The following is an 18710-nucleotide window of genomic DNA, read 5'->3' on the forward strand; positions in this document are numbered from 1 at the left end:
CCAGTCTATTTTGATCGGCCGATGGACACCATACTTCCAACGCAGCGAACCAGACTTCTTTAGGTAATCAACCGCCCACGCTACGGCGACTGCGGCGTAATTGCGTGTCCGATTTGAACCCGGCTATCTCGGCTGCCTGTGTGACGTTTTTTCCGGACATCAACGCAATCTCAGCCACCGCCAAGCGGATGCTGCGCAGGTAGTGCAGCGGTGAAATGCCGGAGTGAAGGGCGAACAAGCGCGTCAGGTGTCGGGACGACGTGCAACTGACGGCGGCCATGGCCTGCAGCGTCCAGTCTGCCTGAGGGGTTTGGTTGATTGCGTCTTGCAGGCGATGCAACGCCGGGTGCATATGGTGTCGATATTTCAGAAAGGGAGAAATAGCCGGGTCGTCCACACCTCGGCGTAACGCAACGACCATGGTTTCAGCGATGCGGGCGGCCAGCGGTGCGCCGCAGACCTGTCCGACCATGTGTAGCGCAAGGTCGATGCCGGTGGTAATACCCGCACTAGAGTAAACCGAAGGCTGCGTTGAGCGGGGCGAAGCTTTCGTCGGTATTTCCAACCAGAATGATCCAGGTGGGATGACGCAGGGTTTGCGGCAGCGGCTCAATGTGCGCGAGCATGATACCAACCGAAGAACGCATCTCCGTTTGCGGCCCCACCGCTCGGACCGCAAAACTGGGAGGTTTGCCCATCCGTCCGAGGGACTGGTTAGCCAGCCGAAACGCTTGCGCCGGGCCAGCCCAATCCAACAGAACGCTATCCGGCAAAAGGACGAACAAGACCTCGATAAGCAACTGGCCGTCGTGGGTCATCGATGTTCTGCAGCGATGGCGCCAATGGTTGCGATCAACTGGGCTTGCGTGGGCGGATCGACCGGACGATGCCGAACCACCGCGCTCATGGGGTTCTGAGCCAGCGTACTGCCGCCGACATCGACATGGGACGGACGAACCGGGCGCGGAGCAAAGCCGCCACCACAATTGGGGCAGACATTGCCCAACACCTTATCCACGCAGTCCGCGCAAAACGTGCACTCATACGAGCAAATCATCGCCTGGGCACTGTCGGCAGGTAGTGCAACATTGCAGTGTTCGCAGCTCGGTCTGAGTTCAAGCATGGAAGTCTCCATAACGCTAAAAGTTACCCATCAGCCGACCCACAGGCTGGTTCGGCCATGGCGCCATTATTCGTCAACATCCGGGTATGTTCCAGCCAAAACCGGCTCGGTTTCGAACACTTTAGGACATCGCCGTTAACGCCTCAAAAACAGGCTAATTCTTGCGTAACTTAGCCGTCCCTGCTGGCCCCGCGTGGCTCATAATGGCCGCGTATTTTGCCTTCCGGCATGGCGTGATTGAGGCGACATTGATGTCAACACCCGCTCCCCTTTCAAATCCCGGTAAAACCAGCCTGTTAGACCGTGTTTCATGGCCCGATATCATTGCCGGATTGTCGCTGGCGGGCTTGTTGCTGCCAGAAGCGGTGGCATACTCGAGTATCGCCAACCTGCCCCCACAAGCCGGGGTCATTGCCTTGTTCGCCGGGCTGGTGTGCTACGGCTTAATGGGTACCAGTCGATTTGCTATCGTTTCCGCCACCTCGTCTTCAGCGGCGGTGCTGGCCGCCGCTTCAGCTACCATGGCTGGACCGGACAACGGCCTGAGGCTGATGATTGCGGTAGCGTTGGTCCTCGTGACGGGGTTGTTTTTCACCTTCGCCGGGCTGGCACGAGCAGGCAGCATGTCGGCGTTTATCGCTAAGCCGGTGTTGCGCGGTTTTGCCTTCGGCCTGGCGATTGTGATCATTTTCAAACAGGTCGCCAGTGTGGTGGGCGTTCACCCGCAACACAGTGACCTAGTGCGTTTCCTCGCGGAATTATTTGGCGAAATCGGCCAATGGAATTGGGCTGCTGGGGCAGTGGCGCTGGTGGCGTGGGGGCTTCTGCTGCTGTTCGCCCGGATACCACGTTTGCCCGGAGGCCTAGTGGTGATCGTCATCGGCATTGCCGCCGGTCAATGGTTGAATCTGGCGCAATATGGTGTCGGTCTGGTGGGCACTATCGACCTGCAACTGACCGCCCCGACACTGCCTTCGTTGTCGTACGCGCAATGGCTGCGCATCGGTGAGCTGAGCGTCGCCATGCTGCTGATCCTCTACGCAGAGTCTTATGGTTCGATCCGTAGCTTCGCAATGAAGTATGGCGACAATGTTTCGCCCAACCGTGATTTGCTGGCATTGGGCGCCGCCAATCTGCTGTCAGGTCTGTTCCATGGCATGCCGGTGGGCGCGGGGTATTCGGCGACGTCGGCAAACGAGGCGGCAGGTGCGACGTCCCGTCTGGCAGGTTGGAGTGCAGCGCTGATTTTATTGATCGTGGTATTGACGCTGTTGCCGAGTATCGCGCTATTACCCGAGCCGGTACTGGCAGCGATTGTCGTGCAAGCCGTCAGCCACACACTGCGGCCCTCAGTTTTTGCGCCTAACTTCATCTTGCACCGTGACCGAACGGTGGTCATCGCCGCAGTTCTGGCGGTCTTGGCCTTGGGGGTGATGGATGGCTTGCTCGCCGCCATCGCGGTCAGTTTGGTGATGATGTTGCGACGGATGTCTGAGTCATCGGTGACGATACTCGGCCAGCTCAATCATGGTCATGATTTTGTCAGTCGCGCCCTGCATCCGAACGCACAAGCGGTTAGCCATATTTTGATTTTGCGCCCCGACACGGCTCTGTTCTTTGCCAATGCCGAACGGGTTCTGGCGCAGATACGCAACTACATCACCGCCGCCGGGGACACGGTGCATACCTTGATTATCAGCCTGGAAGAGTCGCCGGATCTGGACAGCTCAAGCGTGGAAGCGTTAACGGAGTTCTGCACGGCGCTCATCAGTGAGGATAAGCATTTGCTGTTTGCACGCCTGAAACCGCCCGTTCAACAGGTGTTGGTGCGAGCCGCCATTCCCGGATTGCCGATAGAGACGTTATGCGCCCTGAGCGTCGATGACGCCGTTAACGTCGCGCAACGCCTTTATCCCTGACGTGCGTAGGCATGGCGGTTAATGGGGGCGGACACACTGGATCTGCGAGAAGCTACCGCCGCTGACCGTCACCACATTGTTGTTGGTCTTCTCCAGCTCGGTAGGCGGCGAGAGGTGAAGATCTCTGACGGCAGCTGTCGGGTTTTCCCACAATATCTTTTGCAGGCTCACATAACCAGACGCTTCACCGTCGCCGGTGACGATGCGGATTGAGCTGCCACCGGGGCGATAGTAAATGGTGGCAATCGAACCGGGGCAAATGTAAGCACTGTCAGCCATAGGCTTGGGAAGCAAGCCGTTCGCGATGCTGCCGATAAAACTGTAAACCAGCCAGCTCACCGTAAAGATCGCACAGAGGGTCAATATAATGCGTGCCGGGCCGTTAAGGGTACGACGTGGGCGCACGGGTGCGGGGGTTGGCGTGATCGCTTCAGACAATGGGGCCAACGGGCCCTCGGGCACGTCAATCGGCAGCGGCTCGCTGACCTCGACGGCAGCCACTACGGCGACGGCCATTACGCTGTCGAGTGGCGATTCGGCGATCACCCGCGGCCGCACGGGTTCCGGCACCGGTGCGATGACCCGCAGGCGTGGCGCCGGCCTCGGAAGCTGGGTGCGCCGGACGCGGATGATGCGCGCTTGCAGGACCACGAACGCCGCGCACAGCAGCGGCACCATCACGTTCAACGCTGGAGACTGGGTGTTGACCCAGCCCACGATTGCTGGGTCGGACACGGCGATATCGCCCGCAACGTACCCCAGCAATGCGCCGCCCACCGACACCAACATCGGATTGAGTCGAAGCACGTGGACGATTTGGATACTGCCGAACATCAGCAATGGCACGCTTAAAAACAGGCCCAGTACCAGATAGAACACACTGCCTTGCGCGACGGCGGCGAGACCGACGACGTTGTCCATGCTCATCACCAAGTCGGCGATCAGCACGGTGGCCACGGCACCGGATAACGTAGTCGTAACGTTTTCGACAGGGCTGCTGTCGTCATCCATGCGCTCTTCGATCAACAGCTTGATGGCGATGAAGATCAACAAACCGGCGCCGGCGATTTTCAAAAAAGGGACCAGCAGTAACCACCCGGCAAGGGTGGTCAGCAAGACGCGCAACATGATCGCGCCGCTGGTGCCAATCATCACCGCTTTTTTGACCTGTTCGGCCGGCAGCCCACGGCAAGCCAGCGCAATCACCAGCGCGTTGTCTCCAGACAAAATCAGGTCCAGCAAACCGATCTGGAAAATCATGCTGAGCGCGTGCAGTAAACCTTCAAACACCATGGAGCTTGATCACTCGCGTCATTACTTGTGGGGCGTCGTTGCAGGGCCCGAACGGAACTGCTTGAGGAACTCGGCGTCCGGGGTCAACACCAACATCGGCTGGCTGTCGGCCAACGCTTGCCGGTACGTCTGCAACGAGCGGTACAACTTGTAGAACTCGGGGTCTTTGCTAAACGCTGCCGACAACACCTGGTTAGCCTCGGCGTCGGCCTCGCCGTGGGTAATTGCCGATTGACGCTGCACTTCGGACAACAACACGGTCCGGTCCCGGTCGGCTTTGCCCTGAATCTGTTGCGCCCACTCGAAGCCCTGGGCGCGAAGTTCTTTCGCTTCACGGTTACGCTCGGACTTCATCCGGTCGTAGATCGCTTGGCTGGCCTCGAACGGCAAATCGGCACGGTGCAGTCGCACTTCGGTGACGTCGACGCCCAGCGCGCGCGCCTTGTCAGCAACGTCTTTCTGAATAATCGCAACTTCCGGCCGACGCTCGTCCGACAGCAATGACCGCAGCGACACTTGGCCTAATTCCCGGCGCAACGACGAGCTGACCATTTGCGTCAGTTGAGCATTGGCCTGGTCCAGGGTGCCCACCGCCTGGTAGAAACGCAGCGGGTCGCTGATCCGAAAGCGAGTGTAGGTGACCACTTCCACACGCTTCTGGTCACCGAGAATGACCTGTTCGGCAGGCGAGGTGAGCATTTGCAAACGGCTGTCGTAGAACACCAGCGAGTCACTGAACGGGATTTTGAATTTCAGCCCCGGCGCACCGGCCACGCCCATGGGCGCACCAAATCGAATAATCAGTGCTTGTTGGGTTTCATCAACCACATACACCGATGAACCCAAGGCCCAGAGTACGGCGATGCCTAGACCTGCCAGAAGCCACTTCAGCGTCGAACTCACGATTTGGCGTCCTTTTGCACGGTCTTGCCAGGGTCGGAAAGCGGCAGGTAAGGCACTACGCCGGACATGCCTTTGCCTGAAGAATCGATAATGACTTTGGAGGCTTTTTTCAGCACTTCGTCCATGCTTTCCATGTACAAACGCCAAGCCGTGACGTCTTTGGATTGCACGTAGCTGTAATACACAGACAGGAAGCGCTTGGCCTCGCCTTCGGCCAGGTTACCGACTTGGGATTTATAGGCCTCGGCGTCTTGGGTGATTCGCGCCGCGTCGCCGCGCGCACGGGGGATGACATCGTTAGCGTAGGCTTCGGCTTCGTTACGCGCGCGCTCTTGGTCGGCACGCGCACGCTGAACATCGTTGAAGGCGTCGATAACTTGCGGTGGCGGGTCAACCCGTTGCAGCTGAACCTGAGTGATCAAAATGCCGGCTTGCTCACTGTCCAGCAACTGTTGGAGCAACTCCCGAGTTTCATCGGCAATTTGTGCGCGCTTGTCGGACATAGCCGCCTGAATAGGCGTGCGGCCAATGACTTCGCGCAAAGCGCTTTCAGCGGCAATTTTAACCGAGCGCTCGGGTTCACTGATTTTGAACAGGTAAAGCCCCGCGTCTTTTATTCGCCAGAATACTGTGCAATCGGCTTCGACGATGTTTTCGTCGCCGGTCAGCATCTGTTTGTCCCGCGAACCACTATTACCCGTCGTCAACGCGGTGCTAGCAGTGCCCAGCTGCAGTTGGTTGACTTGAGTCACCTTCGGCAACAGCACGGTTTCGATGGGGAAAGGAAAGTGGTAATGCAGGCCAGAGTCAGTGGTATCCGCCCAACGACCAAAGCGCAGCACCACGCCCTGCTCGTCCGGTTGAACCTTGTAAATGCCCGAGAAGATCCAGGCCAATACGATGAGCCCCCCGATCAACAACAAGCCGCGTCCTTTGAGATCCAGAACGGCGATGCTGTAATTGATCCGTTCGCGCAGGCTCGCCGCCGAATGGGTGGCTTCGACCAGAACAGGCGCCGGGCTATCGGTCATGCAATTGCTCCTGTCCATTGAGGACCTGGGACCCTTACCGCAAGTGGTGGGGTCGCCGAAGCCGCGCAGAATACCTGAACCGCTGACCGTCGTCACTGACATGGATCATGTTAAAAACCGGACCCAAAACCGAGTGGAAAACAGCAGAATTGATACCCTGCGTCGCTGAGTCCTGAAGGTTAAACGCCCGAAAAATGCTGGCCAATCTGCGCCGTCGCGTACCAACTCATAAGGGTACTTGCCAACGGACTGCCTTCGGCGCCGGACCAGTCGGCAAAGTCTTCTTCGGCAACGGGCATGTACGGGCCATGCTTCACTTCGAAGATCACCCCGCCGACGTCCAGCGAAAGCACGGCATGCCAGCAACCTGCAGGAATCTCCAGAACAGCGCAATCTTCGCCCAGCACGGTGCGCTCGATCACAGCACCGGCGTCATCGAAATTCAAGACGACGAAACGACCGCTCAGTGGGTAGAGCAATTCCCACGTATGGGGGTGACGTTGCGCACGAACGTAAGTGCCAGGCTCCATGGCGATTGCCAGGCGCTGGATTGGGTCGCTCAGCTCCACATGAAGATTGCGGTTGGCGCGCAGGCGAGATGATTGCTGGGCCTGAGCGGCGAGCGCATCCAGGTCGGCGGGGGTGATCTGCTTCATAAGGACTACCGATACGAATAAAGGCGCGATTATGGCCCAGCCCGTCTGCGCATTCAAAGAGCTGCGCGGGATAAACACGTATTACGAGTGGGCGTGTCGAGCCTGTCTGCGCAGGAACATAAGGGCGGCAATGGGGAATCCCAGTCCGACAATGACCAGGCTACCGACCATGCCTTCACGGCCAAAAATACCGTACGCACACCCGAACAGCAGCGCGGCCACTGCCGGAACACCCAATACGCAGATAATTAATGCATGGGCGCCAAAAAACGCTTTAAGGGCCCTTTGGCGTTGAACACGCAAATCAGCCAAAGGTGCATCCAGATAACGATAGTTACCAAGTACAGGCTGAGATGGAGCAGATCCTTGGTCAGGCCACTTCCGTTCATTACACACACCCCTCACTGTTGAATCGCTCTAAGGCCAGTGACCCATCTGACGCAACAGTCAGACGTTACTTACGCCGTCGCACAGGATACATGATAGGACTCCGGGCATAATTCACCATGTTTAGAGGCCATCAGCGCCCTTGAGTTTTTCGGTTTCTTAAAGGCCTTTTAGATCGTTCCGCAGACTGAACACACAACGGTGGCAAGGCCTGCTTGCAGACGACGTCTGTCGAATCCTGCAAAGGGTTGCGGCAAATCAATTGCCCTTTGCACGACTAATTTGTAGGCTACACCGAATGATACATAGCTTGTTACATCACTGCTAAGCGGCGGTGGCAACTTTTTTTGACGCACTCACGCGATAGCCATTCCCTGTGACTGCGAGCGCAAGCGTAACTCCGGAGGCAAGTAACATGACTGCAATTGTCAGTCTACCAATCAGGTCGTGGGACCAACCGATTAGCAGTGCCGACCAAGCCCTCGCCCTTGAGGCGTTGGAGTCGGGCAATGTTGTCCTTCTGCCTCAACTGCCATTCGTCGTTCGTGAGGATGAACGTACACTGCTCAAATCCACTGTGATTCAGGGCATCAAGAACGTCAGCCTAACACCCGCCAACGGCACGTTTAAAGGCAGCAAGGGCACTGAAGCTGAACAGCGCCAGCTACAGTCGATGATGACGCGCTTCGCGATGTCGACCAAAACCTTGACTACCAACCTGCTCGGCCATTACGAAGACAGCCTGCAACAAGCTCGCACCAGCTTTCGACCAGTGGAGATCTCTGGGCGCGCTAGCTCGTGGCGCAAGGATGACACTCGGTTGCACGTTGATAATTTCCCGTCGTCACCGACGTCGGGCAAACGCATTCTTCGTGTCTTCAGCAACGTCAATCCGCAGAATCAACCTCGCGTATGGCGGCTTGGCGATCAGTTCGAGGCGGTTGCACAGCGCTATTTGGCGTCATTGCCAAAACCTTTGTGGGGCGCCAGTACGGTGATGAACGCGTTGGGCATCACCAAAAGCCCGCGCAGCGCCTACGATCACTACATGCTGCGTCTGCATGACCACATGAAAGCCGATCAGGAATACCAGACTCAACCGTCGCACCAGGAACATCGATTTGCCTCAGGCACGACTTGGATGGTCTTCACCGATCAGGTGCCCCATGCAGCCATGAGCGGTAAATTCGTTTTGGAGCAAACGTTTTTACTGCCAGTCGAACACATGCAACATCCCGCCCAAGCGCCGCTTCGAGTGCTAGAACGTCTGACGGGCCGCACACTGGCGTAACCCTTCTAACCGCCTCCAAGCAATCGAAACCCGCATCCATTTGGGTGCGGGCTGTCTTATTGATACTTCGGTGCCCCCCATTAGTTGGCGAAAACGCTCACTTGGCGCCCCATTAAGCGGCTGCCCTGCGCGTCAAAGCACTTAATCTAACGACATCCAAAAGATCGTGCTTTGCTTTAACGACTTTCTGTAGCAGCCTACCCAATTGAATGCCGATATTGGCTGCTCACTATTCAATAAGTCGCCGCCTCAATGAAGAAAAACTACGCGCCGCTGAGTAATTTGGTCGACCTGATGCTCGATGCCGTCTGCGTTGTCGACACGGGTGGCCGCTTTGCCTTTGCCAGCGCTGCGTGCGAACGAATTTTTGGCTATACCCCTGAGGAAATGGTCGGGCGATTGATGATAGATATGGTCTTGCCCGAAGATCGCGAACGTACGCTGGCGGTTGCCAAAGAGGTCTCGTCGGGGAATGCCAAGTCCTACTTCGAAAATCGCTATGTGCGTAAAGACGGCAAAGTTGTTCACATCATGTGGTCGGCGCGCTGGTCAGAGCTTGATCAACTGCGGATCGGCGTCGCGCGTGACATCACGGAGCGCAAACAGGCTGAAACCTTGCAAGCAGCGTTGTATTCGATTTCTGAAGCCGCTCACGCCGCCGAAGATTTACTGACGCTGTTTCAGCGCAGTCATCAGATCGTTGGCGAACTGCTGCCTGCCCTTAGCTTCTCCATAACCCTGCGTGATGAAAACACCGGCGAGTTGAGTTTCGCCTACCACATGGATGAGCTGGACCAGCCGACAACGCCGAACTCCGTCGCCCAAATCCTGAGTACCGAGGTGGTCCGTACCGGACAATCCCGGTGCCTGAACTCGGAGACCACCGACGCCATTTCCGCGCTGTTAAACAACGTTGTGGAGACCGATTTACTGTGTTGGCTTGGCGTGCCACTGCTCGCTCAACGCGGCACTATTGGCGCACTGGTCATCAGAAGCGAAGCGGGTAGCTTACGGGACACCCAGAAGGATCTTGAGCTGCTGCAATTCATCTCCACTCAGCTTGCTGCGGCCATTGACCGCAAGCAAATGGAGGCGCGGCTGCAGCACATGGCCCAAAACGATCTATTGACCGGCCTGCCCAATCGCGGGCTTTTTCATGATCGGTTGCAAGTGGTGCTCACTCGAGCGCGACGCGAACAAAGCCAATTCGCCCTGCTGTACCTCGACCTAAACAACTTCAAACAGGTCAACGACACCTTGGGCCATGCGGTGGGCGATTTGCTGCTGCAAGAAATTGCCCGACGCCTGAGATGCTGTGTGCGCGAATCAGACACCGTTGCGCGGATGGGTGGCGATGAGTTCGTGCTGCTGCTGGGGAACATCCAACGAGCGGAAGATGCGTCGCTCGTGGTCGAAAAAATCCATCGCTCACTGGATCAGCCATTAGAGGTCGATGGCCATGTCATGAGCGCGCGCATGAGCATCGGCATCGCGCTGTACCCTGAGAATGGCGTGGACGGTAAACAGCTGCTCAAGCACGCCGATGAAGACATGTACCGTGCAAAAAAGACACTCAACGGTGCCTCTCACGGCCTGCCAACATCCCTCCAGCTCGACGCCGAGTCGCCGCTCGTGGAGCCCTGAACACACGCGATATCCCGTTACTCTCCCAACGGACGCAACCGGTACTGCGGCGGCAACTGCTCGAAACCAGTGATGGTGGCGTTCAGGCTTTTGAAACGCCCATCCTTAATGCCGTAGATGCAGCCATGGATCGACAGCTTTTGCCCCCGGTGCCAGGCGTTTTGCACAATGCTGGTGTGACCGACGTTCGCCACCTGCTGAATCACGTTCAGCTCACACAATCGGTCGACACGCTCTTCTTCGGTCGATAACGCGGCCAAGGGTGCGCGGTTTTCGTAATACAGGTCCCGAATCGACCGCAGCCATCCGTCAATCAGCCCCAACTGGCAGTTCTGCATCGATGCACGCACGCCGCCGCAGCCATAGTGGCCGGTCACCAGGATGTGTTTAACCTTGAGCACGTCCACTGCATATTGAATCACCGACAGGCAATTGAGGTCGGTGTGCAGCACCACGTTGGCTACGTTGCGGTGTACGAACAGATCGCCTGGCAACATGCCGACAATTTCGTTGGCGGGCACTCGGGCATCTGAGCAACCGATCCACAGGTATTCCGGCGCTTGCTGGCGAGCCAGCTTGGCGAAAAACTCCGGGTCTTTATCCTTGATTGCATCGGCCCAGCGCTCGTTGTTGTCAATCAGGTCTTGTAGTTCGTTCATGTGTTTACGCCTCGAAGATGATGCCCAGCTTTGACTGGCGCACAGCCGTTCAGGTCACGTGGATGTACCGCGGCCGGATCAAAGAACAAAAGGAATCTTCATGGATGTGATCGGTCAACGTTAATAAGGCCCCAAAACACGAGGAATTGCCATGACTGAATCACGTCGCCCGTATGGCTCACCGCAGCCGGAACCGATTGACGATAATGAAGACCGAATGGGTTCAATGGAAGAACTTCACTTCGAGGAAGATGAGCCTACCGCTCGCATCGGCGATCTGATACCTGAAGAGGAACTTGCCCACGAGATCCCCGATGAGCGTGTCCGAGAAGCGGGAATGACCGGGGCCTCGACCTCAGACCACCACTCAACCGACGACGACATGAGCCCGGAAACCCTGATCGACGAGGACGGAGCGCGCTCACCTCACGAAGCGGGCGACGACACTCCGGCGGATTGGGAGCTGAGTATCGTCGGCGAAAATGATATTGGCGGTGGCGACGGTCTGGACGAGGCCGAACTGGCGGATATCGATCCGCTGGACGGTAAACCACAACCTCGAAATCCTGAGTGACGGTTACTCGAACAAGGTGCAGGCCATGACCAACGCATCTTCATGGCCACCCGCTGCTGGGTAGTAATCGCGGCGGCGGCCAATCTCGTTGAAGCCAAAACTTTCGTACAAACGATAGGCCGACAGGTTGCTGGCCCTGAGTTCGAGAAAACACTCGCGCCCATTAAGCTCGTAGGCACGGGACATTAGATGCTCCAATAAGCGCAGCCCTAAACCCCGGCCTTGGCTTTCAGGTTTGACGGTAATGTTAAGCAGGTGTGCTTCATCGATGATGACGTTAATCACGCCATGGCCGACTTGCTGAGCGCCTTCGAACATCAGCCATATTTCATAAGATTTGAGCGCATCGAGGAAAATACCCCGGGTCCACGGGTGGGTGAACGCCGCATATTCGATCTTCAATACCGCGTCCAGGTCGGCCTCAGTCATACGTCGAAAGGTCAAGGAGTCGGCCGTTGCGCCAGTGTTTTTCGAAGCGTTAGTCATTCAATCGTCTTCCATCGTGTCATCAGCCGTCGCATGGCTAGCCAGACATCAGCTTTGCGTTGCGGCTCGTCCATTAATAGTTCCAGACCTGGCAAGGCCCAGGCGCTGCCAAGCCCTTCGACCTGCAGTTCACGGTTGTAAGATTCGGCGTTGGCTTCGCCGGCAAACCTGATCGACGGCAAACCAATGAGCCATAGGCAAGCGCAGGGCTCATCTTCCAAACGAGCGCTAACGAAGCCTTGGACGAAATCACGCGCAGACTCAGGTCCTTGGTCAAGCTGCCCACGTACCAACAGTGGCCAACGAACCGGCTCGCCAATGATCCGCGGGCTATCGCGCAAACCCGCCGCACGCAGCATGTCCTTGAGCAACAGGTACGCCGGATCGCGACTTTGAAACGCTTCGCCTGTGGGTAACTCGACCAGTAGCAGACAACGGCCGGCCCGGAGCAATTGCAAGGCAAAACGCGGCGGCGCAACAAACGCCGCTTTGATCGGCGCGGATGCTGCTTGTGCAACGTCGATCACGGCGTTATTTCGCGTGCTGGCCAAGGATGGACGGGGTACTTCGACCTTTGGGGGCTCGATCACCGGCTTGGCGTTGAGCGCAACAGCTGCGGGAGCCACTGCCACCGACGCCGGAGACAGCTGCTTGATGCCCGGTTCGACAGGCGGAGGCAACGGTGCCAGTAATTCCGGGCGCGAAGGTGCCGCAAAGGGAAGCGCAGTGCGCGGCAGCCAGTTGACCACCTGCATGGCGTTTAGATAAGCGCGGCGGCGGGACTCATTAAGCAAAGGTCGGCCATCTGTGGATAAGTAAAGATGAGGATTCTACCGCCCTTCGCCGATTCCCGCCGCAGTTGATCACCCAGGGGTGAAATGTTGACCGACCGATGCAGTACAATCGCTGCTTTTATTTGCCAACAGCCGGCCATCCGATGATCGAACCTAAGCGCGTCTTGCGCGCCCTTGCCGAGCACTGGGCGTTATTAGAGCCACTGTGCGAACACTTCGACCAAGGCACGTTAAGCCTGACCGAGTTGCGCCTGCAATTGGCGGCTCAGCAACTGGACAGCACGCCGCAGGACATCACCCACCTGCTGGACGTGTGGATTCGTCTGGACATTCTGGTTCCGGTGGCCAAAAGCCCGAACCGTTTTGAACTGAACGCTCAGATTCACGACTTTCTGTCTTACCTGCGGCACGAACATCGCCTGGGTTTGTGCTTGGAAATTGAAGCCTACCTGCGCCATTTGGAGCGGTTGGCGGGTTACATCCAGGACGCTTTTGATATTCGCGACGCCAGTGATCTAGCGCGTCAACTGCGCCTGCTCGACATGCGCGTGCGCGATGTTCTGAAGAAGCTCGCCAATGATGAACAGGCGTTGATCGCAGTGGCCGAAAGAGCCAAGACCAGCGACCGACAGATTCCTCTTCGTCAACGGTATGCCGAGGTACTGGCGACCTGGGACGAATACATCGAACCGATGATCCAGTTGGTTAACGCCGATGGCGCGTTTGAACAAGGCGTGCGCAAGGTCGAAAACGTCCTGCTGCGCCTGCTCACTGAACAGCAGCGCCTTGGCCATCTGGTGGATGACGACATGCTGCTGCGCACGCATGCGCGCATCCTTGAGATGCAGACCAGCGCTCAGTTGACCTTGCGCCATGCGCGGGAGCTGTTATTGCCGCTGCGCGAAGAAGCGCGTCGGCATAACGCCGTGACCCGTGGCGCAGCGCTGGCGTTGTCGGCGATTCGCAAACGCGGCATCGATGCGGTGCCCCACGCGGCCATGCCTATGTTCACACGGCCGCAAAGCACGTTTCTGGGCAGTGCTAGCCAGGTTGAAGCCTATGTCTATGCCTTGGCCCGTTTCGAACCGAAACCGGCGAAGTTTCCCACGGCCAACGTCAGCACCCGTAAGGGCGAGCCACCCCGGGCTCCACGCACCGTTAAAGAAATGCTGGAGCGCTGCGAAGATGCATTGCCACTGCCCGACCTGATGGTTTGGTTACTGGAACAAGAACCGAACGGTCCCACCGACGAATTGCTGTACTGGTTCTCGCGCCTCTCACGGGACAAACGCTTCAGCCGCGAACGCCTGGATCGTCGCGATTATCACACTCAGGAGCACCAGGTCAGCCTGCGCTCCTTCGCCCTGCTCTCTAGCCGAGATGAGCACCTAGAGAATTCTGCGAGCACCTCTCATGCATATTGATCTATCCGAAATGTCCCAGTTGGCGCCGATTTTTCGTGAGCTATTGAAGGGCTATCACGTCAGCCGCCGCGACCCTGAGCTGTACGCGCAGCTGTCCAATAGCCAGGATCAATACCGCACGTTGTTTAAGGCCCTGGGCTACGAATTGGTCTGCGACACGCGCGGTTTTTATTACTTCGTACCCGACCTCGCAGCAGCTCAGGTCAACAAGACCGCGCAACGATTGGCGCTGTTCACCTTCATTATTGTCGAGCACTTGGCTGACCAGGGTCGTGACCCGGTGGCCGTGCTGGACGGTGGCAGCCTGGGCCGCGATGAGTTACCTACGCTACTAGAGAAATACCGCGATCTGTTCGTACAAGCTGAAGTGCAAACCCAAGAAGAGCTGGAAGAAAAGATCATGCGCCGCATGACCCAGCTCGGGTTCGCCAGTGAGGAAAACGGCATCTACCGTTTCTTGCCGCCGATGCATCGCTTTCTGGATGTATGCCTGTCGGTGCAGCAAGACCGCGATCTAGCGGCCAGCCTGCACAGCGTCTTGCCATTGCCGACGCCGATACTGATAGACGACGACGGCGCACTGCTCGATACAGAAGATCCGCTAGACCTCGCCGCGTTCGACGAGCCGGAAGAAACCGAAGCGCAAGCTTTGGCGCGAGCCATTGCCGCCGAACAACAGGAGATGGATGCATGAGCCAGGAACGCTACGGCATTCGCCGCTTTGCACTTTTAAACACGGCGGGTTATAGCCTCGGCCTGTTCCCGCTGGAACACCCCTTGTCGGTGTACGGCGCAAACAATTTGGGCAAAAGCGCCTCTATCAACGCCCTGCAATTTCCGATTCTGGCACGCATGTCAGACATGAGTTTCGGCAAGTACAGCCTCGAACAATCTCGACGCTTTTATTTTGCCACCGACACCAGCTATATCCTGGTGGAAGTAGCCCTACCCCACGGCCCACACGTGATTGGCGTGGTCGGTCGCGGCCCTGGCGGCGGTTTCGGTCACCAGTTCTTCGCTTACGCGGGCAAGTTGGACCTGGCGCATTACCAAAAGAACGACACCTGCCTGCGGCAAAAAGAGTTGTTCAGTAATCTGGAAAGCCAAGGCCTGAAAGCGTACGAATTGAAACCCGATGAGCTACGCCGCTTGCTAGTGGGCGGCCATACATCGATCCCGCTGGACTTGACGCTGATCCCTTTACGGTCCACCAGCGAACAGAGTCTAAAGACGTTCCGCGCTCTGTTTATCAACCTGCTGCACATGCGCGAAATCACAGCAGCGAAACTCAAGCAGCTATTTTTGGACGCCTTCGAACACAGCCTGCGCTCGGGCAGTGTCGACTACATTGCCGCATGCGAAGAAGCCTTCCGCGACGTGCGCCGGATGGAACAGGATTACAACGCGCTGGTGCTGGCGGGTTCGTTGGTCGAATCGTTGTCTGCCGGCGTTAAACAGCGAGAAGCATTGCGCGGAAAATTGCATCGTATTTCGCCGCTTCTCGATTCACTGCTAGGCACTTGGCAAGACTATTCCAGCGCGCGCAAAGACGAACTGGTAATTCACGCCGAGCATTACCGTAACGAGCAGGACTCTCTGCAAAACGATCAGCGCGGCGGCACTCAAGAACTGATGCGCCTTGAACGCGAGATCAGCGGAATACAGCGCTGGATCGGTGAGCTGTCGGTGCTCAAGAACCGCTTTGCACTGGTCAACGACGTCAAGATGCTAGAACAGCAGCTGCTGGCGGCCAAAGACGCTCACGATGAATTAGCCGGCGCGCTGGCCCAGTCGCGGCAGTTCAGCGCCGAGGACTTGGAAGAGCGTTTGCGCGATCTGGAAAAACGCCTGAAGTCGGTGAAGCAGCAGCTCGATCACGCCGATAACAATAGCTATGCGCGGCTGCGCGAAGAGTTTTCGCAACCGGACGTTGAGCGTTTGATGCGTCTGTTCAACAGTGCGTTGTTCAGCCTGCCGCTTGGCGAACAAGGCATTGCGCTGGATGATGGCGACGCGTGGGTCAAGTCACTGGAACGGATACTCGACAGCTTTAAAGGCGAGCGCTTCGAAGTGCCAGGCCTGACGATCAATCTGTCACACATCGAACCGCCCGCGTTGCAAGCCTTGGCTGATCGCGCGGCGTTACGCGATCAAAAAGAGCGTCTTGAAAAAGAACTCAAGCAGTTGAGGGTTCAGCAAGCGGTTGCTTCCGATCGCGCCGCGAGCAAGACCCAAACCGAGGCGCTGTACCAGCAGGTACTGGACGCACAAAAGGCGCTGGAAGATTTCCGCCGCAGCCAGACCTTAAGCGCCGAAGAGCCGGAAAAACTAGAGCAACTGGCACAGATGGAAGCCGCTCAAGACGAACTTAAACGATCAAGCGACGCCTTCACCGAACGCGTCCAGCAACTGTCCGCCAAGCTGCAATTGGTGGGTCGACAGATCGGTGACATGGAAGCCAAACAGCGAACCTTGGATGACGCGCTACGTCGCCGTCAGTTGCTGCCTGCGGACATGCCGTTTGGCACACCGTTTATGGAAGTGGTTGATGATTCGCTGGAAAACTTGCTGCCCCTGCTCAATGACTATCAGGACAGCTGGCAAAGTCTGCAGCGCGCCGATAATCAGATTGAAGCGCTGTACGCTCAGATTCGGTTGAAGGGCGTTGCTAAGTTCGACAGTGAAGACGACATGGAGCGGCGGCTGCACTTGCTGATAAACGCCTATGCACATCGCCAGGACGAAGCGCTTACCCTCGGCAAAGCGCGCCGCGCCGCCGTGACCGACATCGCACGGACGTTACGTAATATCCGCAGCGATTACGACAGCCTGGAACATCAATTGGCACTGTTTAATCGCGAGATAAACAAACGACAAGTATCTAACCTGGCGAGCTTCCGTATCGTTCTCGCACCAAACAAAGACGCGTTGAAACACATAGATCAGATCATTCACAGCGCTGGTCAATATGAAGAAGGCGAGACGTTGTCAGTGTTCGACCTGAGTCAAAGTGCCGATCAAGACAATAAGAACGAAGAAGCCAAAGAGTATCTGGCGCGGTTGGTGGCAGCAAATCACAACCAGCTGGGCTTGAAGGATTTGTTCGAGCTGGCGTTTGAGATCACCAAAGTCAACGGCTTACCGGTGATCCATACCGACATCGACGGAGCGGCGTCTAACGGTACCACCATGACGATCAAGGCACTGACCAACATGTACCTGTTGCTGCACTTGATGGATCGCGATCAGGCTGGACGCATTCGCCTGCCTTACTACTTGGATGAAGCGGCAGATATCGACGAGAAAAACCAAGCGGCGTTGCTGGAAACGAGTCTGCAACTCGGCTTTGTTCCCATCCTGGCCAGCGTGAAGCCGCAGGTCTCGGCTCATGTAGCCATCGACCTTGAAGGCGGCAGCGGGCCTAACGGGATCTACATTGATGAAGCTGACTGGAAGTACATCCGTCGGCATGATGACGCGGTTAAAGCAGTGGTTGATTCAGAGCCAGAACTGGCTTAAGCCTTGTGTAGGAGCCAACTTGTTGGTGAAGAATTATTCGCGCGGTGTCAGGTATGCCGCCTCGCGGACAAGTTCGCTCCTACAGCGTATATACGGGATGTGATCAATGCTTGCGAATTAGCTTGGCAGGTTTTTGCTGCGGACAAACAAAACCCCTGAACGCGTAAGCGATCAGGGGTTCTGGAATTTAATCTTGACGATGACCTACTCTCACATGGGGAAACCCCACACTACCATCGGCGATGCATCGTTTCACTGCTGAGTTCGGGATGGGATCAGGTGGTTCCAATGCTCTATGGTCGTCAAGAAATTCAGTAGCCAGTGCGTGCCCTCCTGCGAGTTCACGTGCCAGCGAATGGGGATGTGATAGATCTGTGGGTTTCGAATTTTCGGTTGTGTCGTCTTCACACACCTCAATTTGCTTCATCGCAAATTGCTTGGGTGTTATATGGTCAAGCCTCACGGGCAATTAGTATGGGTTAGCTCAATGCCTCACAGCACTTACACACCCCACCTATCAACGTCGTAGTCTTCGACGGCCCTTCAGGGGACTCAAGGTCCCAGTGAGATCTCATCTTGAGGCTAGTTTCCCGCTTAGATGCTTTCAGCGGTTATCTATTCCGAACATAGCTACCCGGCAATGCCACTGGCGTGACAACCGGAACACCAGAGGTTCGTCCACTCCGGTCCTCTCGTACTAGGAGCAGCCCCTCTCAAATCTCAAACGTCCACGGCAGATAGGGACCGAACTGTCTCACGACGTTCTAAACCCAGCTCGCGTACCACTTTAAATGGCGAACAGCCATACCCTTGGGACCGGCTTCAGCCCCAGGATGTGATGAGCCGACATCGAGGTGCCAAACACCGCCGTCGATATGAACTCTTGGGCGGTATCAGCCTGTTATCCCCGGAGTACCTTTTATCCGTTGAGCGATGGCCCTTCCATACAGAACCACCGGATCACTAAGACCTACTTTCGTACCTGCTCGACGTGTCTGTCTCGCAGT

At 56.9% G+C, this 18710-nt stretch carries 18 protein-coding genes and 2 rRNA genes (1 of these 20 cut by a window edge); 7 read left to right on the forward strand and 13 right to left on the reverse strand.

Features of this window, described 5'->3' with window-relative positions:
• Positions 1–67: 67 nt before the first annotated feature.
• From RHM65_RS01645 to RHM65_RS01655, 3 genes are read right to left on the reverse strand one after another with little or no spacing between them, the layout of a single operon-like run.
• On the reverse strand, positions 68–472 hold the full coding sequence (locus RHM65_RS01645) for a helix-turn-helix domain-containing protein (RefSeq protein ID WP_322167685.1): 405 nt from the start codon (positions 470–472) through the stop codon (positions 68–70).
• 37 nt (positions 473–509) lie between these two features.
• Positions 510–818, reverse strand: coding sequence for a hypothetical protein (locus tag RHM65_RS01650; protein ID WP_322167684.1), 309 nt, complete (start codon positions 816–818; stop codon positions 510–512).
• Positions 815–1123, reverse strand: coding sequence for a DUF1272 domain-containing protein (locus RHM65_RS01655; protein ID WP_322167683.1), 309 nt, complete (start codon positions 1121–1123; stop codon positions 815–817). The genes RHM65_RS01650 and RHM65_RS01655 overlap by 4 nt, the downstream gene beginning before the upstream one ends.
• Before the next feature lie 251 nt (positions 1124–1374).
• Here RHM65_RS01655 and RHM65_RS01660 point away from each other — a divergent pair, with 251 nt between their 5' ends.
• On the forward strand, positions 1375–3042 hold the full coding sequence (locus tag RHM65_RS01660) for a SulP family inorganic anion transporter (RefSeq protein WP_322167682.1): 1668 nt from the start codon (positions 1375–1377) through the stop codon (positions 3040–3042).
• Positions 3043–3060: 18 nt separating this feature from the next.
• On the opposite strand, the gene RHM65_RS01665 is transcribed toward RHM65_RS01660, so the two are convergent.
• From RHM65_RS01665 to RHM65_RS01685, 5 genes are all read right to left on the reverse strand, one after another.
• Positions 3061–4335: a TerC family protein gene (locus tag RHM65_RS01665; RefSeq protein WP_322167681.1), complete on the reverse strand. Its 1275-nt coding sequence runs from the start codon at positions 4333–4335 to the stop codon at positions 3061–3063.
• Between the two features lie 21 nt (positions 4336–4356).
• Complete coding sequence (locus RHM65_RS01670) at positions 4357–5238, reverse strand: protease modulator HflC (protein WP_322167680.1); 882 nt, start codon at positions 5236–5238, stop codon at positions 4357–4359.
• Positions 5235–6269 (reverse strand): FtsH protease activity modulator HflK, encoded by a 1035-nt coding sequence (gene hflK / locus RHM65_RS01675; RefSeq protein ID WP_322167679.1) that lies wholly within the window; start codon positions 6267–6269, stop codon positions 5235–5237. The genes RHM65_RS01670 and hflK overlap by 4 nt, the downstream gene beginning before the upstream one ends.
• Positions 6270–6448: 179 nt before the next feature.
• Positions 6449–6925, reverse strand: a complete 477-nt coding sequence (locus RHM65_RS01680; RefSeq protein ID WP_322167678.1) for a WbuC family cupin fold metalloprotein — start codon at positions 6923–6925, stop codon at positions 6449–6451.
• An 81-nt stretch (positions 6926–7006) separates the two neighbouring features.
• Positions 7007–7237 (reverse strand): hypothetical protein, encoded by a 231-nt coding sequence (locus RHM65_RS01685; RefSeq protein WP_322184202.1) that lies wholly within the window; start codon positions 7235–7237, stop codon positions 7007–7009.
• Positions 7238–7727: 490 nt separating this feature from the next.
• Here RHM65_RS01685 and RHM65_RS01690 point away from each other — a divergent pair, with 490 nt between their 5' ends.
• Both RHM65_RS01690 and RHM65_RS01695 read left to right on the forward strand, forming a co-directional pair.
• Positions 7728–8603: a Kdo hydroxylase family protein gene (locus tag RHM65_RS01690; RefSeq protein WP_322167676.1), complete on the forward strand. Its 876-nt coding sequence runs from the start codon at positions 7728–7730 to the stop codon at positions 8601–8603.
• A gap of 252 nt (positions 8604–8855) precedes the next feature.
• On the forward strand, positions 8856–10247 hold the full coding sequence (locus tag RHM65_RS01695) for a diguanylate cyclase domain-containing protein (protein ID WP_322167675.1): 1392 nt from the start codon (positions 8856–8858) through the stop codon (positions 10245–10247).
• Positions 10248–10264: 17 nt separating this feature from the next.
• Here the strand turns inward: RHM65_RS01695 and can are convergent, their stop codons facing one another.
• Positions 10265–10906 carry a carbonate dehydratase gene (can, locus tag RHM65_RS01700; RefSeq protein ID WP_322167674.1) on the reverse strand — a complete coding sequence of 214 codons (642 nt, stop codon included), beginning with the start codon at positions 10904–10906 and terminating at the stop codon, positions 10265–10267.
• Positions 10907–11057: 151 nt separating this feature from the next.
• Here can and RHM65_RS01705 point away from each other — a divergent pair, with 151 nt between their 5' ends.
• Positions 11058–11480, forward strand: a complete 423-nt coding sequence (locus tag RHM65_RS01705; RefSeq protein WP_322167673.1) for a serine kinase/phosphatase — start codon at positions 11058–11060, stop codon at positions 11478–11480.
• Between the two features lie 3 nt (positions 11481–11483).
• Here RHM65_RS01705 and rimI read toward each other — a convergent pair whose 3' ends face one another.
• A complete protein-coding gene (gene rimI / locus RHM65_RS01710) occupies positions 11484–11966 on the reverse strand; it encodes a ribosomal protein S18-alanine N-acetyltransferase (RefSeq protein WP_322167672.1) in 483 nt (160 codons plus the stop codon).
• Complete coding sequence (locus tag RHM65_RS01715) at positions 11963–12760, reverse strand: energy transducer TonB (protein ID WP_322167671.1); 798 nt, start codon at positions 12758–12760, stop codon at positions 11963–11965. The genes rimI and RHM65_RS01715 overlap by 4 nt, the downstream gene beginning before the upstream one ends.
• A gap of 143 nt (positions 12761–12903) precedes the next feature.
• Here RHM65_RS01715 and mksB point away from each other — a divergent pair, with 143 nt between their 5' ends.
• From mksB to mksF, 3 genes are read left to right on the forward strand one after another with little or no spacing between them, the layout of a single operon-like run.
• The gene (gene mksB, locus RHM65_RS01720) at positions 12904–14184 is read left to right on the forward strand and encodes an Mks condensin complex protein MksB (protein ID WP_322167670.1); all 1281 of its coding nucleotides are present in this window, start codon (positions 12904–12906) and stop codon (positions 14182–14184) included.
• Positions 14174–14878: an Mks condensin complex protein MksE gene (mksE, locus tag RHM65_RS01725; RefSeq protein WP_322167669.1), complete on the forward strand. Its 705-nt coding sequence runs from the start codon at positions 14174–14176 to the stop codon at positions 14876–14878. Before mksB ends, mksE begins: the two co-directional genes overlap by 11 nt.
• The gene (gene mksF, locus RHM65_RS01730; protein WP_322167668.1) at positions 14875–17703 is read left to right on the forward strand and encodes an Mks condensin complex protein MksF; all 2829 of its coding nucleotides are present in this window, start codon (positions 14875–14877) and stop codon (positions 17701–17703) included. The genes mksE and mksF overlap by 4 nt, the downstream gene beginning before the upstream one ends.
• Positions 17704–17894: 191 nt before the next feature.
• On the opposite strand, the gene rrf is transcribed toward mksF, so the two are convergent.
• Together rrf and RHM65_RS01740 are read right to left on the reverse strand one after the other, a co-directional pair.
• Positions 17895–18010 (reverse strand): 5S ribosomal RNA (rrf, locus tag RHM65_RS01735).
• Positions 18011–18151: 141 nt separating this feature from the next.
• A 23S ribosomal RNA gene (locus RHM65_RS01740) occupies positions 18152–18710 on the reverse strand (it continues 2332 nt past the right edge of the window).

The sequence above is a fragment of the Pseudomonas sp. CCI4.2 genome (assembly GCF_034350045.1).
Classification (GTDB): domain Bacteria; phylum Pseudomonadota; class Gammaproteobacteria; order Pseudomonadales; family Pseudomonadaceae; genus Aquipseudomonas.